Annotated in this window: 16 protein-coding genes; 7 read left to right on the top strand and 9 right to left on the bottom strand. The window is 70.0% G+C overall.

Going from position 1 to position 18,056, the window contains the following annotated elements; all coding sequences use genetic code 11:
- Positions 1-17: 17 nt before the first annotated feature.
- On the bottom strand, positions 18-788 hold the full coding sequence (locus ACWJ6R_RS00700) for a TetR/AcrR family transcriptional regulator (RefSeq protein WP_449060328.1): 771 nt from the start codon (positions 786-788) through the stop codon (positions 18-20).
- A gap of 115 nt (positions 789-903) precedes the next feature.
- Between ACWJ6R_RS00700 and ACWJ6R_RS00705 the strand changes: the two genes are divergently transcribed.
- Positions 904-1,458 carry a dihydrofolate reductase family protein gene (locus tag ACWJ6R_RS00705; protein WP_449060329.1) on the top strand — a complete coding sequence of 185 codons (555 nt, stop codon included), beginning with the start codon at positions 904-906 and terminating at the stop codon, positions 1,456-1,458.
- Positions 1,459-2,471: 1,013 nt separating this feature from the next.
- Here ACWJ6R_RS00705 and ACWJ6R_RS00710 read toward each other — a convergent pair.
- From ACWJ6R_RS00710 to rpmH, 8 genes are all read right to left on the bottom strand, one after another.
- On the bottom strand, positions 2,472-3,464 hold the full coding sequence (locus ACWJ6R_RS00710) for a ParB/RepB/Spo0J family partition protein (RefSeq protein ID WP_449060330.1): 993 nt from the start codon (positions 3,462-3,464) through the stop codon (positions 2,472-2,474).
- A gap of 73 nt (positions 3,465-3,537) precedes the next feature.
- Positions 3,538-4,305 (bottom strand): ParA family protein, encoded by a 768-nt coding sequence (locus ACWJ6R_RS00715; protein WP_068900548.1) that lies wholly within the window; start codon positions 4,303-4,305, stop codon positions 3,538-3,540.
- 391 nt (positions 4,306-4,696) lie between these two features.
- A complete protein-coding gene (gene rsmG, locus ACWJ6R_RS00720; RefSeq protein ID WP_449060331.1) occupies positions 4,697-5,407 on the bottom strand; it encodes a 16S rRNA (guanine(527)-N(7))-methyltransferase RsmG in 711 nt (236 codons plus the stop codon).
- Between the two features lie 187 nt (positions 5,408-5,594).
- Positions 5,595-6,095 carry a Jag family protein gene (locus tag ACWJ6R_RS00725; protein WP_449060332.1) on the bottom strand — a complete coding sequence of 167 codons (501 nt, stop codon included), beginning with the start codon at positions 6,093-6,095 and terminating at the stop codon, positions 5,595-5,597.
- An 82-nt stretch (positions 6,096-6,177) separates the two neighbouring features.
- Positions 6,178-7,125 (bottom strand): membrane protein insertase YidC, encoded by a 948-nt coding sequence (yidC, locus tag ACWJ6R_RS00730; protein WP_449060333.1) that lies wholly within the window; start codon positions 7,123-7,125, stop codon positions 6,178-6,180.
- Positions 7,126-7,129: 4 nt separating this feature from the next.
- On the bottom strand, positions 7,130-7,414 hold the full coding sequence (gene yidD / locus ACWJ6R_RS00735; RefSeq protein WP_444980670.1) for a membrane protein insertion efficiency factor YidD: 285 nt from the start codon (positions 7,412-7,414) through the stop codon (positions 7,130-7,132).
- On the bottom strand, positions 7,411-7,791 hold the full coding sequence (gene rnpA / locus ACWJ6R_RS00740) for a ribonuclease P protein component (protein ID WP_449060334.1): 381 nt from the start codon (positions 7,789-7,791) through the stop codon (positions 7,411-7,413). Before rnpA ends, yidD begins: the two co-directional genes overlap by 4 nt.
- A gap of 114 nt (positions 7,792-7,905) precedes the next feature.
- Positions 7,906-8,043, bottom strand: a complete 138-nt coding sequence (rpmH, locus tag ACWJ6R_RS00745; protein ID WP_010849920.1) for a 50S ribosomal protein L34 — start codon at positions 8,041-8,043, stop codon at positions 7,906-7,908.
- A 544-nt stretch (positions 8,044-8,587) separates the two neighbouring features.
- Between rpmH and dnaA the strand changes: the two genes are divergently transcribed.
- The 6 genes from dnaA (at position 8,588) to gyrB (ending at position 18,033) form a co-directional block, all read left to right on the top strand.
- A complete protein-coding gene (dnaA, locus tag ACWJ6R_RS00750; protein ID WP_449060335.1) occupies positions 8,588-10,402 on the top strand; it encodes a chromosomal replication initiator protein DnaA in 1,815 nt (604 codons plus the stop codon).
- A 585-nt stretch (positions 10,403-10,987) separates the two neighbouring features.
- Complete coding sequence (dnaN, locus tag ACWJ6R_RS00755; RefSeq protein WP_449060336.1) at positions 10,988-12,127, top strand: DNA polymerase III subunit beta; 1,140 nt, start codon at positions 10,988-10,990, stop codon at positions 12,125-12,127.
- Positions 12,128-12,458: 331 nt separating this feature from the next.
- A complete protein-coding gene (gene gnd, locus ACWJ6R_RS00760) occupies positions 12,459-13,403 on the top strand; it encodes a phosphogluconate dehydrogenase (NAD(+)-dependent, decarboxylating) (protein WP_449060337.1) in 945 nt (314 codons plus the stop codon).
- A gap of 200 nt (positions 13,404-13,603) precedes the next feature.
- Complete coding sequence (locus ACWJ6R_RS00765; protein ID WP_449060338.1) at positions 13,604-14,950, top strand: DNA replication/repair protein RecF; 1,347 nt, start codon at positions 13,604-13,606, stop codon at positions 14,948-14,950.
- Positions 14,940-15,542: a DciA family protein gene (locus ACWJ6R_RS00770; RefSeq protein WP_449060339.1), complete on the top strand. Its 603-nt coding sequence runs from the start codon at positions 14,940-14,942 to the stop codon at positions 15,540-15,542. The genes ACWJ6R_RS00765 and ACWJ6R_RS00770 overlap by 11 nt, the downstream gene beginning before the upstream one ends.
- 544 nt (positions 15,543-16,086) lie before the next feature.
- Positions 16,087-18,033, top strand: a complete 1,947-nt coding sequence (gyrB, locus tag ACWJ6R_RS00775; RefSeq protein WP_449060340.1) for a DNA topoisomerase (ATP-hydrolyzing) subunit B — start codon at positions 16,087-16,089, stop codon at positions 18,031-18,033.
- The last annotated feature ends 23 nt before the right edge of the window (positions 18,034-18,056 follow it).

An 18,056-nucleotide genomic window follows, 5' to 3' on the forward strand; every position in this document is an offset into this window, starting at 1 on the left:
GCGGGTAGGTGCCGCGCTCACCGCCGTGGTGCTGCGCTCGCTTCGAGACCGTCGAGCAGCAGACGTAGGCCGGTCCGCCAGCCGCTGCTCACGGATGTGGTCGCGGGTTGCGCGCCTGCCGTCGAGGTGGCGTGCGGGTGGTCGTTCTCGTCATCGGCGAACGTGGCGCTGGCGTGCAGGAGGGCCGGGTACCACGCCGGGTGTTCCCGCAGTCGGGCGAGCAGGCGTTGCCCGGTGTCGCCGGGAAGCGTCCAGGGCTGGGTGCCCGTGCCGGTGACGGCGGCGGAGCGCACGAGGGCGAACATGGCCAGCACGACGTCCAGGCGTTGGGTGACCGACAGCCCACTCTGGCCGATGGCGGCCAGCGCGGTCTCGATCCAGCCGACCTCGCGTGGACCCATGGGCCGATCGCCGATCGTGGCCGCCGACAGCCACGGGTGGCGTTGCCAGACGGCGTGCAGGTCATCGGCCCACCGTTCGACGCGGAGGCGCCAGTCAGGGATGGAGGACAGGTCCGGCGGGTCTTCGACGGCATGTTCGATGGTCAGCGCGATCAGCTCGGCTTTGCTGCGCACGTAGCGGTAGAGCGCGTTCTTCGTGACTCCGAGAGCGGTGGCGACCCGCTGCATCGACACGGCGTGCAGACCTTCGGCGTCCGCGATGTGCACCGCGGCCGCGGCCAGGGCGGCACGGGTCAGTGAAGGCTGTGGTCCGAAGCGTGGTGGTGCCGGCGGGGACCACAACAGCGTCAGAATGCTCTCTTCGTCGTCGGCAGGTGTGGTGGTCATCGTCGATCCCTTCTTGCAGCCCGATCTTGCAACCCGAACGGAACTATGCCTATCGTACACAGTGTGCGAGGGGCACAGTTATTCCACAGGCATCCAAGACCTCAGGAGTTCCACGATGCGACGCGTGATCGTCTCGGCCTTCGTCACCCTCGACGGCGTGATGGAGGCCCCGGAGACCTGGTCGTTCGACTTCCACGACGAGGAGAACATGAAGGACGCGCTCGAGCTGGTGCTCGGCGCGGAGGCCCTGCTGCTGGGCCGGACGACCTATGACGGCTTCGCCGAGGCCTGGCCGTCCCGCAAAGACCCGATGGGCTTCGCCGACAAGATGAACACGATGCCCAAGTACGTCGCCTCGACCACATTGCGCGAGCCGACCTGGCACGGCACCGAGATCCTCGATGGCGCCCACGGCGATGTCGCCGACCAGGTCGCCGCCCTCAAGCAGGCCGGTGACGGCGACCTGCTCATGTACGGCAGCGCCGCCCTCATGCGCCACCTGCTCGCCGCCGGCCAGATCGACGAGATCCGGCTGCTGCTCAACCCTGTCGTCGTCGGTTCCGGCCGTAAGCTGTTCCCCGACGGCCAGCCGCGCACCGCACTGGACCTGGTCGAGACGCACCAGTACCCGGGCGGGATGGCCCGACTGATCCTACGCCCGCGCGCATAGTCTCCCCGCCGGTGCGGTATGCCGGCGTTGAGTTCTGGTGGGCAGCATGTCGGCGCGAGTTTCGTGGCGGGGTGGGGTGGGCGGGGAGTCGACTTGTCCGCAACCAGCATCTACCGGCAGATGCCCGCGCCGCGACCCGGGTCACCCGATCCCAGGAGAACAACGATCATCTGAAACGGGCTCGATCGAGAGGTTCACCAGGCCGTCGACCAGCATTGCCGATGTCCGTCGGTCAGCACTCCTATGTCCGCCCAGCTACACAGAGGCGTCCGCCGACCAGCGCTTCCTCATGTCCGTTCACATGCCACGCTATCCGGGGGACGGCGTTGTGGTCACCGCTGAGTGGAAGAAGCGCTCGCGTGAGCTTCTCGACCAGGACGCGGTCCTGATCCGGAGCGCCCTCGCCTGATCGCGGAGGCGAACGATGGGGAGAGACCTCCTTGAAGGGCGGGGATCGGAACGGTCCGGCTCCTCCGAGCCGGTGTATCACCGTCTCCTGAGTTTCGCGGAGCCCCACCACCGAGGAGCATCCCAGATGGCGGGAAGCACCGATGAGTTCGTATGGATGAGACTGCGGTCTCAGCCCTGAGCTCCTTTCCGCCAGGATGGCTTCAGCTACGGCGAGCACCGTGGGCCGGACCGCATGGATCGCTTCAGCGACGGCGGGACCACTGGGCGGCCGGAGAGCGAGACGCTACGGCCCGCATCAGTACGGCGCAGCAGCCGGGCACGGGGGCGGGCCGGTGGTCCTGGCGGCGTATAAAGGCCCGAACCCCGCGCGCCCGAGTCCAGGCCGGAGGCCGGAACCCACCGGACATCAACTGCGACGGCCGCCAGGACTACCGGCCCGCCCCCGTGCGCCCCCACACCGACCACCGCACGGGCAAGGGACCCGGCCAGAACCGGGCCCCAGCGACACGCGTTGAGAAACCACCACACGAAACGGAGCCGGACCAAAGGAAAGGCCCCGCTGTGTTTCACGTGAACACAGCGGGGCCCGGTGAGGAAGAGGTCTACTCCTCCGGCAGTTCCACCGATCCCGGAGCCATCGTCGCGATGATGCGCTCCAGATCGTCGATGGTCGCGAACTCCACCACGATGCGTCCCTTGCGGCGGCCGAAGTCCACCTTTACCCGGGTTTCGAAGTGGTCCGAGAGTCTGTCCGCCAGGCGGCGGAGCGAGGGGTCCTCCTCCGGCTTGGCCCGCGGAGCGCGAGGCGCGGGGGTGGAAGCCGCCGAGGCGTCTCCCATTGCCACGATCTCCTCGACGGCGCGGACCGAGAGGAGCTCGGCCACGATTCGATCTGCGAGGCGTTCCTGTGCGGCTGGATCATCCAAGCTCAGCAGGGCCCGGGCGTGACCGGCGCTGATCGTGCCCGCCGCCACCCGGTTCTGGACCCGAGGCGGGAGGTTGAGGAGCCGGATGGTGTTCGTCACGTGCGAGCGTGAACGGCCAATGCGGGCGGCGAGCTGTTCGTGGGTGGCGCCGAAGTCATCCAGGAGCTGGCGGTAGGCGGCCGCCTCCTCCAGCGCGTTGAGCTGCTCGCGCTGGAGGTTCTCGATCAGGGCGTCCAGGAGGAGCTTGTCCTCCTGGGTGTCCCGTACGATCGCCGGGATCAGCTCCAGCCCGGCCATCGTGGAGGCCCGCCAGCGGCGCTCCCCCATGATGAGCTCGTACCGGTCGCCCCCCGCCCTCCGGACCACGATGGGCTGGAGAAGACCGACCTCCTTGATCGAGGCGGCCAGTTCCTTGAGCGCCTCGTCATCGAATATCTCCCGGGGCTGCCGGGGGTTCGGCACGATGGCCTCGACCGGGACCTCCAGGAAATAGGCGCCGGCGACCGGCTTGAGGAGGCTCTGCTCTTGAAGGGCCGGCTCCGGAGCCACCATGGTCGCGGTCGCACCGGACCCGGCGGGCACGGCGGACGCGGCGGGCTCCGCAGGCGGGGGAGCCGTGGGGATCAGCGCCCTCAGCCCTTTGCCCAGCCCTCTCGGCTGCTTACTCACTGCCCCTCCCCAAGGCTCAAGGTCTCGCCCTCAGTAGTATCCGCGCCGGCACCGCCGAGGCCCTCTCGGCCGCTCACACGGCCGCGCCGCGATAGGCGATCTCACGGGCGGCGTCCATGTAGGCCATCGCGCCGCTGGAGCCCGGGTCATAGGTCATCACCGACTGCCCGTAGCTGGGCGCCTCGGAGACACGCACGCTCCGCGGGATCAGCGTGCTCAGCACCGTGTCGCCGAAGTGAGACCGTACCTCCTCCGCGACCTGAGAGGCGAGCCGGGTACGGCCGTCGTACATCGTCATGAGGATGGTGGACAGATCGAGCGTGGGGTTCAGGTGGGCGCGGACCAGCTCCACGTTCCGGAGCAGCTGGCCCAGTCCCTCCAACGCGTAGTACTCGCACTGGATCGGGATCAGCAGCTCGTTCGCGGCCATCAGCGCGTTGACGGTCAGCAGGCCGAGCGAGGGCGGGCAGTCGATGAGGATGTAGTCGAACTCGATGGCGTCGTAGGCGGCCAGCGCCCGCTGCAACCGGGCCTCGCGGGCCACCATGGAGACCAGCTCGATCTCCGCGCCCGCGAGGTCGATGGTGGCGGGGGCGCAGTAGAGGCCGGGCATGTCCGGGACCTCCTTCACCACCTCGATGAGCGGCATGTCCTCCACCAGGACCTTGTACATGTCCGGCACGTCGCCGCGGTGCTCGATGGCCAGGGCCGTCGAGGCGTTGCCCTGCGGGTCGAGGTCCACCACCAGGACGCGCTGGCCGTGCATGGAGAGCGCCGCCGCCAGGTTGACCGACGTGGTGGTCTTTCCCACACCGCCCTTCTGGTTCGCGACGGTGAAGATCCGGGTCTTGGGCGGTCGCGGCCAGTCACCGTCCCGGGCTGCCGAGGAGCTCCCGGAAGCGACCGCGGTGTTCTGGGGCGATGTTTCACGTGAAACCACTGAGCTGAGTGCCTCTCGTACCAGCGGCGAGTCGCCGGGGTTAAGGGAGTTGGGGGTCACGGTCGTCTTTCTCTCCACCGGCCGAACCGCGGCGAGGGGAGCCGAGGCCGGCCATCCCAGACCGGAAGGACTTCCGAGCGGAGAAGAGAGCGGGGTCTCCGGCCAGCCGAGACCACCCGCCGCGCCGGTGATCACACGTCCGTGATCGTCCAGCGGGGAGGACCCGGCGCTCGCGCCGGGGAGCGTTCGACTCACCGGATCTCCTTGGCCTTGCACTCGCTTTTCGGTCCGTCTACTGGCCTCGCACCCGTTTCGGGCGCGGAGCACGATCCTTTCGGCGAGAGGCCTGCCGGGCTCTCTCGGGGGCCCGACCGGCGACCACCCGGATGAGAGTTGCATGCGGCTCGACCTTACCGCGCCCGACGGATACAAGCTCGGCGGTCAGCACTCCGCTGGATCGCAATTGCGCCTCGGCCTCCGCCAGTTCCTCCGCCGCACGCTCTCCCTTCATCGCCAGCAGCTCTCCCCCCTCGCGGAGCAGAGGCAGCGCCCAGGACAGCAACCGGTCGAGTGGCGCCACCGCGCGTGCGGAGGCCACGTCGAACTCTCGCTTGCCGGCGAACTCCTCGGCCCGGCCGCGCAGCACCTCGACGTTCTCCAGCTTCAGTGAATCGACGCACTCCTGGAGGAAGACCGTCCGGCGCAGGAGCGGTTCGAGGAGCGTGACCGAGATGTCGGGCCGGACGATGGCGAGCACGAGACCGGGCAGACCGGCGCCGGAGCCGATGTCCACCAGCCGCACGCCCTCGGGGACGGCCTCGGCGACCACTGCGCAGTTGAGCAGGTGACGGTCCCAGATCCGCGGCACCTCGCGGGGGCCGAGCAACCCGCGCACCACCCCCGGACCGGCCAGCAACTCCGCGAACGCCTCCGCTCGGGACCAGGCCTCACCGGTGAACACCTCACGTGCCACCTCGGGCGGTTCGGGCAACTGGTCGCTCACTGGATGATCACTCTCTCCTCAGAATCAGCGGACCACCCCCGGGGGTGTGAGCCGTTGCCGACATGCGCTACGCGAACCAACGTTAGCCGACGTCCGGAGGGATCCGCCGTGTCGGCAAGAGGGACGAAAAAGGCCGCCGTCCCTGGCGTGCCAGGGACGGCGGCCGGTCCTCCGCCCGCCGGGGAGGTTACGCGGGGAGCACCACCACGAAGCGGCGGGGCTCCTCGCCCTCGGACTCGCTGCGCAGGCCCGCGGCGGCCACGGCGTCGTGCACGATCTTGCGCTCGAACGGCGTCATCGGCTGCAGGGACCTCGGCTCGCCGGAGCGCTTGACGTCTCCGGCGACCTTGGTGCCGAGCTCGCGGAGCTCGGCCCGGCGGCGGTCGCGGTAGCCGCCGATGTCGAGCATCAGGCGCGAGCGCTCCCCCGTCTGCCGGTGGACCGCCAGCCGGGTGAGCTCCTGGAGCGCCTCCAGGATCTCGCCGTTGGGACCCACCAGGTCGCCGCCCTTGACGTCCACCACGGAGACGACGGCGCGGTCGCCCTCGACGTCCATGTCGATGTCACCGTCGATGTCGGCGATGTCGAGCAGCCCTTCGAGATAGTCGGCCGCGATCTCGCCCTCCTGCTCCAGGGCTGCGAGATCGGGAGCCGCCTTGGCCGCGGTCTCCTGCTGGGCCTCAGTCACGTCCAGCCACTCCTTCGTGCTGTCGGGATGGGTCGGGGAGCGCCGTGGATCCTGCCTGCGGGATCCACGCTGTCTGCCGGAACTACTTCTTACCGCCCGTCCGCTTGCTGCGGGGCTGGCGGGTCGGCTGCTGGCGGGTGACCTTGGGGGCCGGCGGCGCGGGCGGGGCCTCGGGCTCGGGCGCATTCTTGCGCACCTTGCTCAGCAGGCCCGGCTTGGGGGCGGGCGTCACCATGTTCCCCTTGGCGTCGACCACCGGCATGGGGTGCCGGCTGTAGAACCAGTGCTGCTGGCCGAGCGTCCACAGGTTGGTGGTCACCCAGTAGAGGATCAGGCCGAGGGGGAAGCTGAGCGAGAAGATCGCGAACAGCGGCGAGATGTACATCAGGATCTTCTGCTGCTGCGCCATGGGGTTGTCCGGCATCTGCGCGATCGAACGGGTCACGCTCTGCCGGACGGTGAGGAAGGTGGTCAGCGAGCTGATCGCCACGAAGATCGCGAGCACCACCTTGGTGACCACCGGCTCGGCGCCCAGGGCGACGACGTCCGAAGAGTCCCACCAGAAGGTGGCCGGGAGCGGGGCGCCGAAGATGTGCGCCGCCCGGGCGTCGTTCACCAGTTCCTGCGTCATGCCGAACTTCGGCTGACCCGCCGCCATCGCCTGCAACACGGTGAACATCGAGATGAAGATCGGGAACTGCGCCAGGATCGGCAGGCAGCCGCCGAGCGGGTTGGCCCCCGCCCCCTGGTACAGCGCCATGACCTCCTGGTTCATGCGCTGCTTGTCGTTCTTGTAGCGCTTGCGCAGTTCCTGGACCTTGGGCGCGAGCTCCTGCATCTTCTTCGACGAGCGCATCTGCTTGAGGAAGAGCGGGAAGATCAGCAGCCGCATCAGCACGGTCAGCGTGATGATGGTCAGCGCCCAGTTGAGCCCGCTGTCCTTCGGGATGAAGGTGCTGTAGCCATGGTGAATCCAGGTGATGACTTGGGCGACGGCTGTGTACAGCCAGTTGAGCCAGGACAGCTCCACCGAGCTAGCTCCCTTGCGTTTCGTGGGACCGGACCGGGCGTGGGGGCACCGGGTCTAAACCTCCGGGATGGAATGGGTGGCAACGCCCGATTCTCCGGATCGTCAACCATGTGCCGCGCAACGCGCCGTGAACGGCTATCGCCTCGAGGCCGTAAGCGCTGCACGAGGGGTGGAAACGGCAGCGGGGACCCAGCAGCGGGCTCACGAAGGCCCGGTAGAACCGGATCGGAGCCATCAGGGTCCGGGCGGCCGGGGAGGCCCCGGCGGTCTGCTGCGCCGTCATCGTCATCCCTCCATGCGAGTCGTGGAGGACTCTCGCCGCCTGAGTAAACGATCGAGCGCGACGTCGAGTTCGGCGGCTAGGCGCTCGCCCCGCGCGGACGCGGCCGGTGGGTTGGCGCGTACAACCAGCAGGCTACCTCGCGGGAGGCGGTCGAGCCGGTCGCGCATGAGGTGTCTCAGCCTGCGCTTGACCCGGTTGCGGACGACCGCGCCGCCGACGGCGCGGCTCACCACGAACCCGACCAGGGGCGGCTCACCGGCCCTCAAGTCCGGGGCACGCATGCCGAGATGCGCGACCAGCGTGGGGCGGCCCGAGCGGCTGCCCTTCCTGACCGCGCTGTTGAACTCCTCGCCCCGGCGCATGCGGGACCTGGACGGCAACACGAGAGGACCTTCTCAACCCTGGGCAGGTACGGCTATCGCCCGCCGGACCTCACGGTCGGCGGGCGACAGGACGCTCACTGCCCGGCCCGGCGGACCGGGCACGGCGGACGCGCGTCAGGCGGAGAGCTCGGCGCGGCCCTTGCGGCGACGGGCGGCCAGGATCGCGCGACCGGCGCGGGTGCGCATGCGCAGCCGGAAGCCGTGGGTCTTCGCGCGACGGCGGTTGTTCGGCTGGAAAGTACGCTTGCTCACGAGTGGGCTCCAGGCTTGAGGCGCATCCCCAGCACATGGGGATGTTCGACATGGCTGGCTTGCCGGATGCGGGGCATGCGAAATAGCCGCCGCGTGGCAAGCCGACCGTCGTACGTTACGGGGCGGATGCGTCCCAGGTCAAACCGGGCGCTTCGCCGAGCTGGTTGTCCACAGCTCCACAGGCTTCTTTTCCACGGGCGTTTCTTTATCCACAGGATGTGCACCCAGCCTCTCCCACACAGCCACTAGGCTGTGGACAACGTTTTGAACACCCTGTGGACACGGACTACTGTCGGCCCCTCCGGACCTTCTTCCCGCTGTAGAGCACGGCCTTGCCGTCTGTGCGGAGTTGTGCACGGCTTGTGGATCCGCTGTGGATTCCATGTGGATTTCGAGACGGGACCGCGACGGGCCGCACGGCCGCCGGCGTGTGGACAGCTTGTGGACAACGGGAGATTCCGAGGCGCTCGGCGGCCATCGGTGTGGACGAAGAGCGGATCGCGGTGAGCTCACGGGGGCCGCGTCGAAGGAGGGGAGCCGGGCCATGGACGAAATGGAACTCGGCGCGGTGTGGGCGCGGGTGCTGGCGAGTTCCCTTCATGAGGACGTCCCGCCCATCCACCGCGCGTGGCTCGGCCAGACCGTGCCCTTCGGGCTCATGAACGACACCGTGGTGCTCGCCGCGCCCACCGACTTCGCCCGGGACGTGCTGGAGAACAAGCTCCGCCCCCTGGTCACCCAGGCGCTCTCCCAGGAGATGGGCCGTCCGATGCGCTTCGCGGTCATGGTGGACCCCGCCGCGAGCGCGAACGCGAATCCGGGCCCCGGCGCGGGGAGCACCGGGAGCACCGGCCGCGCCGGGAGCGGCCCATCCCGTCCCCGGGAGACATATCCCCAGGCCTCCGGAGCGGGTTATCCCCAGGACACCGGGCCGCAGCAGGGTTATGCACAGGGCGGGAACCCCCAGCACCACGGGGGTTCCGGCCAGCAGCACCCTTATCCCGCGCCGCGCCCGGCCGCGCCGCCGTCCACCGACTATCCACAGTCCCGGCCACAGGGTCAGGGGTTCTCCTTCCCCTATCCCCAGGGCGAGGGCGACTATCCCCAGCGGGAGGAGAACGCGCAGCCGTACCGTCCGGCTCCGCCCGCGCCCGTGCCTCCTCCGGTGGAGCAGGACCAGGGCCAGGGGTACGGCGGGCGGGGCTATCCCCCGCAGCCGGCGTCGGCCCGCGCCGAGTCCGGCGCCTTCGACCGTCCGGCGCCCGTGCCCGCTCCCGCCCAGAACAGGTGGGACTCCCGCGGCGGCCGCACCCCGGGGGAGCCCGCGCGGCTGAACCCGAAGTACACCTTCGAGACCTTCGTCATCGGCTCCAGCAACCGCTTCGCGCACGCCGCCGCGGTCGCGGTGGCCGAGGCGCCGGCCAAGGCGTACAACCCGCTGTTCATCTACGGCGACTCCGGGCTGGGCAAGACCCACCTGCTGCACGCGATCGGCCACTACGCGCAGAGCCTCTACGACGGCGCGCGGGTGAGGTACGTCAGCTCGGAGGAGTTCACCAACGACTTCATCAACTCCATCCGCGACCACAAGGCCGACAACTTCCGCGGCCGCTACCGGGCCGTGGACATCCTGCTGGTGGACGACATCCAGTTCCTGGAGGGCAAGGAGCAGACGCAGGAGGAGTTCTTCCACACCTTCAACACCCTGCACAACGCCAACAAGCAGATCGTCATCTCCAGCGACCGGGCGCCCAAGCAGCTGATCACCCTGGAGGACCGGCTCCGCAACCGGTTCGAGTGGGGTCTGATCACCGACGTGCAGCCGCCGGAGCTGGAGACCCGCATCGCGATCCTGCGCAAGAAGGCGATCCAGGAGGGGCTGGCCGCCCCGCCCGAGGTGCTGGAGTACATCGCCAGCCGCATCTCCACCAACATCCGCGAGCTGGAGGGGGCGCTGATCCGGGTGACGGCGTTCGCCAGCCTCAACCGGCAGTCGGTGGACCTGCAGCTCACCGAGGTCGTGCTCAAGGATCTGATCACCGAGGACGCGGACTCCGAGATCACGATCGCCACGATCATGGCCTCGACCGCCACCTATTTCGGCCTGTCGATCGACGACCTGTGCGGCGGCTCGCGCTCGCGCGTCCTGGTGACCGCCCGGCAGATCGCGATGTACCTGTGCCGGGAGCTCACCGACATGTCGCTGCCGAAGATCGGCCAGCAGTTCGGCGGCCGGGACCACACCACGGTCATGCACGCCGACCGGAAGATCCGCTCGCTCATGGCGGAGCGGCGCTCGATCTACAACCAGGTCAACGAGCTCACCACGAGGATCAAGCAGCAGTCCCGCAATGGGTGAGCGGTTCCGCACAGATGATGCACAGCCTGTGGAAAACCTTGTGGATCAGTGCCCCGGCCAGGGACGACCTGGGCGATCGGGAAAATTCGGACGGGCGAACCGATGATGAGCCGTTCTCGCCTTCTTCCCTGCCTGGGGATAACTCTGGGGAGAACCTGGGGACAACTTGTTGACAACCCGTGGACAACGTGTGGACGCCCTGTGGGCAGAGTTTTCCCCAGGGACAAATCGGTCTCGTACCCGGTGGATAACCTGGGGAAACCTCGTGGATAACCATCGTTTACCGGTGGATGAAGACCCCCTCGCCTGGGGACGGCCTGTGGGTAAAGTTCGGTCGTCCACAGGCGGGCTGGTTTCCCACAGGCTTCGCCCACACCCCCGGTGGATGAAAAAACAGGGTGTGAGCTGCGAAAACGAGGTCCGTCCACAGTTTCCACACCCCCTACTGTGATGACCCCACTTATCTCTCAACAAGAAACTCAAGACCCATAGAGGGGTTCCGGGGCAGCGCAGGCGCGCGACAGTGAACACTTGAACCCCAAGGCACCGAGCGGACAGCGCTCGATACACAGGAGGCAGATCCACGTGATGTTCCGGGTCGACCGAGACGTGCTCGCAGAGGCGGTCGCATGGACGGCACGCAGCCTTCCGGCGCGTCCCTCCGTGCCGGTGCTGGCCGGCATGCGCCTCGAGGTCACGGAGGACGGTCAGCTGAAACTCTCCGGCTTCGACTACGAGGTCTCCGCCGAGGTGACCCTCGAGCTGCAGACGGGCGAGGCCGGAGTGGTCCTCGTCTCCGGCAGGCTCCTCGCCGAGATCACCCGCGCGCTCCCCGCACAGCCTGTGGATTTCGTGGTGGAGGGGGCCAAGGCCGTCGTCACCTGCGGCAGCGCCCGCTTCACCCTCCTCACCATGCCTGTGGAGGACTACCCCTCCCTGCCGGCCATGCCCCCGGCGGCCGGACGCGTCGGCAGCGACGTGTTCGCCTCCGCGGTCGGCCAGGTCGCGGTGGCGGCGGGCAAGGACGACACCCTGCCGATGCTGACCGGCGTGCGGGTGGAGATCGAGGGCGACACCGTCACCCTCGCCGCCACCGACCGCTACCGCCTGGCCGTGCGCGAGCTGAAGTGGCAGCCGGAGCAGGCCGACATCTCGGCGATCGCGATGATCCCCGGCAAGACCCTCGCCGACACCGCCAAGGCCCTGGGGTCCACCGGTGCGCAGGTCGAGATCGCGATGAGCTCCGTCGGCGGCACGGGGGAAGGCATGATCGGCTTCTCCAGCGCCGGGCGGCGCACCACCACCCGGCTGCTCGACCCGGAGTTCCCCAAGTACCGCTCGCTGCTGCCGACCGAGTTCTCCGCCCGCGCGGACCTGTCCACGGCCTCGTTCGTCGAGGCCGTCAAGCGCGTGGCGCTGGTCGCCGAGCGCAACACCCCCGTCCGGATGGCCTTCCGCGGCGGAGAGGTCGTGCTGGAGGCGGGCAGCGGCGACGAGGCGCAGGCGGTGGAGGTCCTGCCGGTGGACTTCGAGGGCGACGACATCAACATCGCCTTCAACCACCAGTTCCTGCTGGAGGGCCTGCACGCGATCGACTCCGACGTGGCCCGGCTGCAGATGACCACCTCCACCAAGCCCGCCATCCTCACCCCGGGCAAGCCTGTGGACGACGACGCGGCCACCGCCTACCGCTACCTGATCATGCCGATCCGCCTGTCCAGCTGACCCGGCGCCGCCCGCCGTACCCGCGCGGTCCGGCGCCGCCCGCGCGGTCGCGGTCCTTCCCGGGAAGAGCGCTCCGGTGCCCCCGGGAAGCCGTTCAGGGCTCCGCTGGAGCCCGTGGGGCGGGTGGGGCGGTGGAGGAGGGCGGCGGGGCCGTGGGGCGGTCAGGGAGCCGCTCAGCGTCGCGCGCCGTACGGGCCGCGGTGGCGGCCGCGGTTCCGGGACGACCCGGGCGAGCCGGTCCGGACCCGGGTGGATGATGAGATCCCGGGAAGAGGATGCTCGTAGGGCACAGCGGTACGGATGGTTTGGGCAAGCCTGAAGGGGACGGCACATGCAGATCGGCATGATCGGACTGGGCAAGATGGGCGGCAACATGGCCGAGCGGCTGCGCCGCGGCGGTCACGACGTCGTCGGTTACGACCGGGACCCCGGCGTCAGCGACGTCGGGAGCCTGCAGGAACTGGTGGACCGGCTGCAGGCGCCGCGCGCGGTGTGGGTCATGGTCCCGGCGGGTGCGCCGACCCAGGCGACGATCGAGGAGCTCGGCAAGCTGCTGTCGGCCGGGGACGTCGTCGTCGACGGCGGCAACTCGCACTACGTGGACGACCAGAAGCACGGCGCCGAGCTGGCGGCCCGCGGGATCGGCTTCGTCGACTGCGGCGTGAGCGGCGGCGTCTGGGGCCTGGAGAACGGCTACGCGCTGATGGTCGGCGGTTCCGAGGAGGACATCCAGCGGCTCCGGCCGGTCTTCGAGACCCTCAAGCCCGAGGGCGAGGACGGCTTCGTCCACGCGGGCCGGATCGGCGCCGGCCACTTCGCCAAGATGGTCCACAACGGCATCGAGTACGGCATGATGCAGGCCTTCGCCGAGGGCTGGGAGCTGCTGGAGGCCGCCGACATCGTGACGGACGTGCCGGGTGCCTTCAAGAGCTGGCGGCAGGGCACGGTCATCCGCTCCTGGCTGCTCGACCTGCTGGTCCGGGCGCTGGACGAGGACTCCGACCTGTCGGGCCTGCGCGGTTACGCCCAGGACTCCGGCGAGGGCCGGTGGACGGTCCAGGCGGCGGTGGACCACGCGGTCCCGCTGCCCGTCATCACCGCCGCGCTGTACGCGCGGTTCGCCTCCCGCCAGGACGACTCCCCCGCCATGAAGATGGTCGCGGCGCTGCGCAACCAGTTCGGCGGGCACGCCGTCACCGCCAAGGAGGGCGAGGTCGCCAAGGGCGCCGACGCCCCCGGCGCCGACGTCGTCCCCCCGGTCGAAGCCCAGGGCTGAGCCCTCCCCGGATCCACAGGCCGTGGACGGGCATGTGGACGGGTACGGCGCGGCGGTGGCGCCGCTCCGCATCCGTCCACAGCCTGTGGATCCGCGACCGCCGCGCCTCCCCCGGCCCGCCGCCTGCGCCGCCCATGCCCCTTCGGTACGGCCCGGCTCCCGCAGCCACCGCAGGAACGGGAAGGCACTAACGTAACGGCGTGCACGTAGCCCACCTCTCGCTGACCGACTTCCGGTCCTACGACGCCGTGGAACTCGCCCTGGAGCCGGGCGCCACGGCCTTCGTGGGGCCGAACGGGCAGGGCAAGACCAACCTGGTCGAGGCGCTGGGTTATGTGGCCACGCAGTCGAGCCACCGGGTCGCCACCGACGGGCCGCTGGTCCGGCAGGGGGCGGCGCGGGCCGTCGTGCGGTCGGTGGTCGTGCGCGACGACCGGCGGGCGCTGGTCGAGCTGGAGATCAACCCCGGCAGGGCCAACCGGGCCAGGCTGAACCGCTCCCCCGTCTCCCGCCCGCGCGACGTCATCGGGCTGCTGCGCACGGTGCTGTTCGCCCCGGAGGACCTGGCCCTGGTCAAGGGCGACCCCGCCGAACGCCGCCGGTTCCTGGACGACCTGCTGGTGGCCAGGGCCCCCAGGTTCGCCGGGGTCCGCGCCGACTACGACCGGGTGCTCAAGCAGCGCGGAGCCCTGCTGCGCACCGCCGCTCAGGCCAGGCGCGGCGGGCGGAGCTCCGCGCGGAGCGGCCGGCGGGCCGAGAGCGAGGCCGCGTTCGCGGCGGCCGGGGCCGGTGACGTGCTGAGCACGCTGGAGGTCTGGAACGCCCACCTGGCCAGGCACGGCGCCGAGCTGCTGGCGGCGCGGCTGGAGCTGGTCGAGGCGCTGCGCCCGCTGGCGGCCGCCGCCTACGCCTCGCTGGCACCCGGTTCCGCGCCGGTGGATCTGGCGTACCGCAGCAGCGTGTCCACAGGATCCGCAGGATCCGCCGCGGGGGCTGTGGACGATGGGGGCACTGCGCCCACAGGAACCGCAGGGGCTGTGGATTCTGTGGACGCCGGGGGCGCTGCGCCCACAGGGGCTGCAGGGTCTGCGACGTCTGCAGGGTCTGCAGGGTCTGCGACGTCTGCGGGCGCGGACACGCCCGACCGGGCCGTGCTGGAGGAGGCGCTCCGGGCCGGGTTGCTGGAGGTCCGCAGCGCCGAGCTGGAGCGCGGGGTCACCCTCGTCGGCCCGCACCGCGACGACGTCTTCCTCGGCCTGGGGGAGCTGCCCGCGCGCGGCTACGCCAGCCACGGCGAGTCCTGGTCGTTCGCCCTGGCCCTCCGGCTGGCCGCCTACGAGCTGCTCCGGGCCGACGGCGGCGACCCGGTGCTGATCCTCGACGACGTCTTCGCCGAGCTGGACGCGCAGCGCCGCCGCCGGCTGGCCGAGCTCGTCGCCCCCGCCGAGCAGGTGCTGATCACCGCCGCGGTCCCCGACGACGTGCCCGCGGAGCTGGCCGGGGCCCGGTTCGACGTGGCGGAGGGGATGGTGACCCGTGTCCGCTGAGCAGGCACCGGAGCCCGGGACGGGACCGGCCGGAGACGGAGGAGCCTCCCCGCCGGGTTCCGGTTCCGCGCCGGGGACCGTACCCGGTCCCGCCGGGGGCGCCGCCAAGAGCGCGACCGCCAGGGGCGCGGCGCTGGCCAGGGAGAAACTGGCCCAGGCGAAGGCCGACGCGGCCAAGCGCGGGCAGCTGCCGCGCGAGCCCCGGCGAAAGGCCGCGGGGCCGCGCCGGGCGTCGGGGGACCCGCAGCTCTTCGGGCAGGCCATCAGCGACCTGCTCGCCGACCGGGGCTGGAAGGAGCCGGTGGCGGTCGGCGGGGTCTTCGGGCGCTGGCACGAGATCGTCGGCCCGGAGGTGGCCGCGCACACCACTCCGACGAGCTTCGCCGACGGCGAGGTCGTGGTCGTCGCGGAGTCCACCGTCTGGGCCTCGGCGGTACGGCTGCTGGCAGGGCAGGTGGTCAGGCGGCTGAACGAGGAGCTCGGCGACGGGACCGTACGGCGCATCAACGTGCAGGGGCCGCAGAACGGCCCGCCGCGCAGCGGGAGACTGCGGGTGACCGGGAGCCGGGGACCGGGCGACACCTACGGGTGACCACCGGCGGAGACCTGGCGGCGGAGACCTGGCGGCGCCTGCGGGTGACCTTCGACGAAGACCTGACGGCAGCTGCGGGGGACCGGGAGCCGGGGCCGCGCGACATCTGCGGGCGGATGCCGACGGTCCCCGCGGCCGGGTTTCGGCCGGGATCCGCCGGGGTTCCCACGCCGACCGGTTCTTCCGGCCCCGTCGCCGCCGGCGCCGCGCGGGGACCGACCGGAGCCCCGAAACAGGCGCCCATCCCCTGTTCGGCCGGGCTCAAACGGATCAGCGGCCCTCTGGCGCGACGACTCCCGCCCCGGTAGGGGGATGCTTGAAACGATGATCGACTCGTCTGGGAGGCTTTCAGGGCCCGTCAATGCCGCATGATGTGTTCCGAGCCGCTAGAATGAAGCAGGATTCCGGACACGTCCGTTTGCGTGTCACCCCGGCCTGAAAGCCGACTCCCTCGGGTGAGCGCATCGGGGCATTCACGACGGTGACGGGCACGGTGGGGCTGAGTGTGCCCGCGCCGCGTGTCCTCGGCAGGAGGATTTCACACTTGTCCTACGACGCTAGCTCAATCACCGTTCTCGAAGGGCTCGAGGCCGTCCGCAAACGCCCGGGCATGTACATCGGATCGACCGGGGAGCGCGGCCTCCACCACCTCGTCTACGAGGTGGTGGACAACTCCGTCGACGAGGCCCTGGCCGGGCACGCCGACCGGATCGAGGTCACGCTCCTGGCCGACAACGGCGTCAGGGTCGTCGACAACGGCCGCGGCATCCCCGTCGGCCTGCACCCCGTCGAGAAGCGCCCCGCGGTCGAGGTCGTGCTGACCGTGCTGCACGCGGGCGGCAAGTTCGACAGCAAGTCCTACGCGGTCTCCGGCGGCTTGCACGGCGTCGGCGTCTCCGTGGTGAACGCCCTGTCCCACCGGCTGGAGGTGGAGATCCGCCGAGACGGCCACTACTGGCGGCAGAGCTACGCCGACACCCGGCCCACCGGCCCGCTGGTCAAGGGCGAGGAGACGGCCGAGACCGGCACCTCGATCACCTTCTGGGCCGACGACACCATCTTCGAGACCACCACGTGGAACTTCGAGACGCTCTCGCGCCGCTTCCAGGAGATGGCCTTCCTCAACAAGGGCCTGACGATCTCCCTGCGGGACGAGCGGCCCGACCACATCATCGAGGAAGAGCCGACCGAGGTCGTCTACCACTACGAGGGCGGCCTGTCCGACTTCGTCAGGCACCTCAACGCCAAGAAGGAGCCCGCCCACGTCTCGGTGATCGACTTCGAGGAGCAGGGCGACGGCATCTCGGTCGAGATCGCCATGCAGTGGAACAACTCCTACAGCGAGTCGGTCTACACCTTCGCCAACACGATCAACACGGCCGAGGGCGGCACCCACGAGGAGGGCTTCCGCGCCGCGCTGACGTCGATCGTCAACCGCTACGCGCGCGAGCAGAAGTTCCTCAAGGAGGGCAAGGACGACAACCTGTCCGGTGAGGACATCCGCGAGGGGCTCACCGCGATCATCTCGGTGAAGCTGGCCGACCCGCAGTTCGAGGGCCAGACCAAGACCAAGCTGGGCAACACCGAGGCCAAGTCGTTCGTCCAGAAGGCCTGCAACGACCACCTGCGCGACTGGTTCGAGCGCAACCCCGGCGAGGCCAAGGACGTCATCAACAAGTCCCTGCAGGCCGCTCGCGCCCGCATCGCGGCCCGCCAGGCCCGCGACCTGACCCGGCGCAAGTCGCTGCTGGAGTCCGGTTCCGGCCTGCCCGGGAAGCTGGCCGACTGCCAGTGGAGCGACCCGGAGAAGTGCGAGCTGTTCATCGTCGAGGGCGACTCGGCGGGCGGCTCCGCCAAGGGCGGCCGCGACTCCAAGTTCCAGGCCATCCTGCCCATCCGCGGCAAGATCCTGAACGTGGAGAAGGCCCGCATCGACAAGGTGCTCAAGAACACCGAGGTCCAGGCGCTGATCACCGCGATGGGCACCGGGGTGCACGACGAGTTCGACATCGCCAAGCTCCGCTACCACAAGCTCATCCTGATGGCCGACGCCGACGTCGACGGTCAGCACATCAACACGCTCCTGCTCACGCTGCTGTTCCGCTTCATGCGGCCGCTGATCGAGGCCGGCCACGTCTACCTCTCCCAGCCGCCGCTCTACAAGATCAAGTGGGACCGCCGGGGCGAGGACGCCTCCTACGCCTACTCCGACCAGGAGCGGGACGCGATCATCAGCGACGGCATCGCCCGCGGCAAGCGCGACCCGCGCGCGCACGACGGCATCCAGCGCTTCAAGGGCCTGGGCGAGATGAACGCCTCCCAGCTCTGGGAGACCACGATGAACCCCGAGACGCGGCTCCTGCGCCAGGTCACCCTGGACGACGCGGCCCAGGCCGACGAGCTGTTCAGCGTCCTCATGGGAGAGGACGTCGAGGCCCGCCGCTCCTTCATCATCAGGAACGCGCGGGACGTGCGCTTCCTCGATGTGTAGCGGCAGCCGTACCGACCCTCTCC

The organism is Planomonospora algeriensis (genome assembly GCF_977012225.1).

Coding starts and splice junctions, on each gene's coding strand:
- yidD (WP_444980670.1), bottom strand. CDS start 7,414: ATGACGATGACGGCGCAGCAGACCGCCGGGGCCTCCCCGGCCGCCCGG.
- ACWJ6R_RS00705 (WP_449060329.1), top strand. CDS start 904: ATGCGACGCGTGATCGTCTCGGCCTTCGTCACCCTCGACGGCGTGATG.
- dnaA (WP_449060335.1), top strand. CDS start 8,588: ATGGACGAAATGGAACTCGGCGCGGTGTGGGCGCGGGTGCTGGCGAGT.
- ACWJ6R_RS00700 (WP_449060328.1), bottom strand. CDS start 788: ATGACCACCACACCTGCCGACGACGAAGAGAGCATTCTGACGCTGTTG.
- gnd (WP_449060337.1), top strand. CDS start 12,459: ATGCAGATCGGCATGATCGGACTGGGCAAGATGGGCGGCAACATGGCC.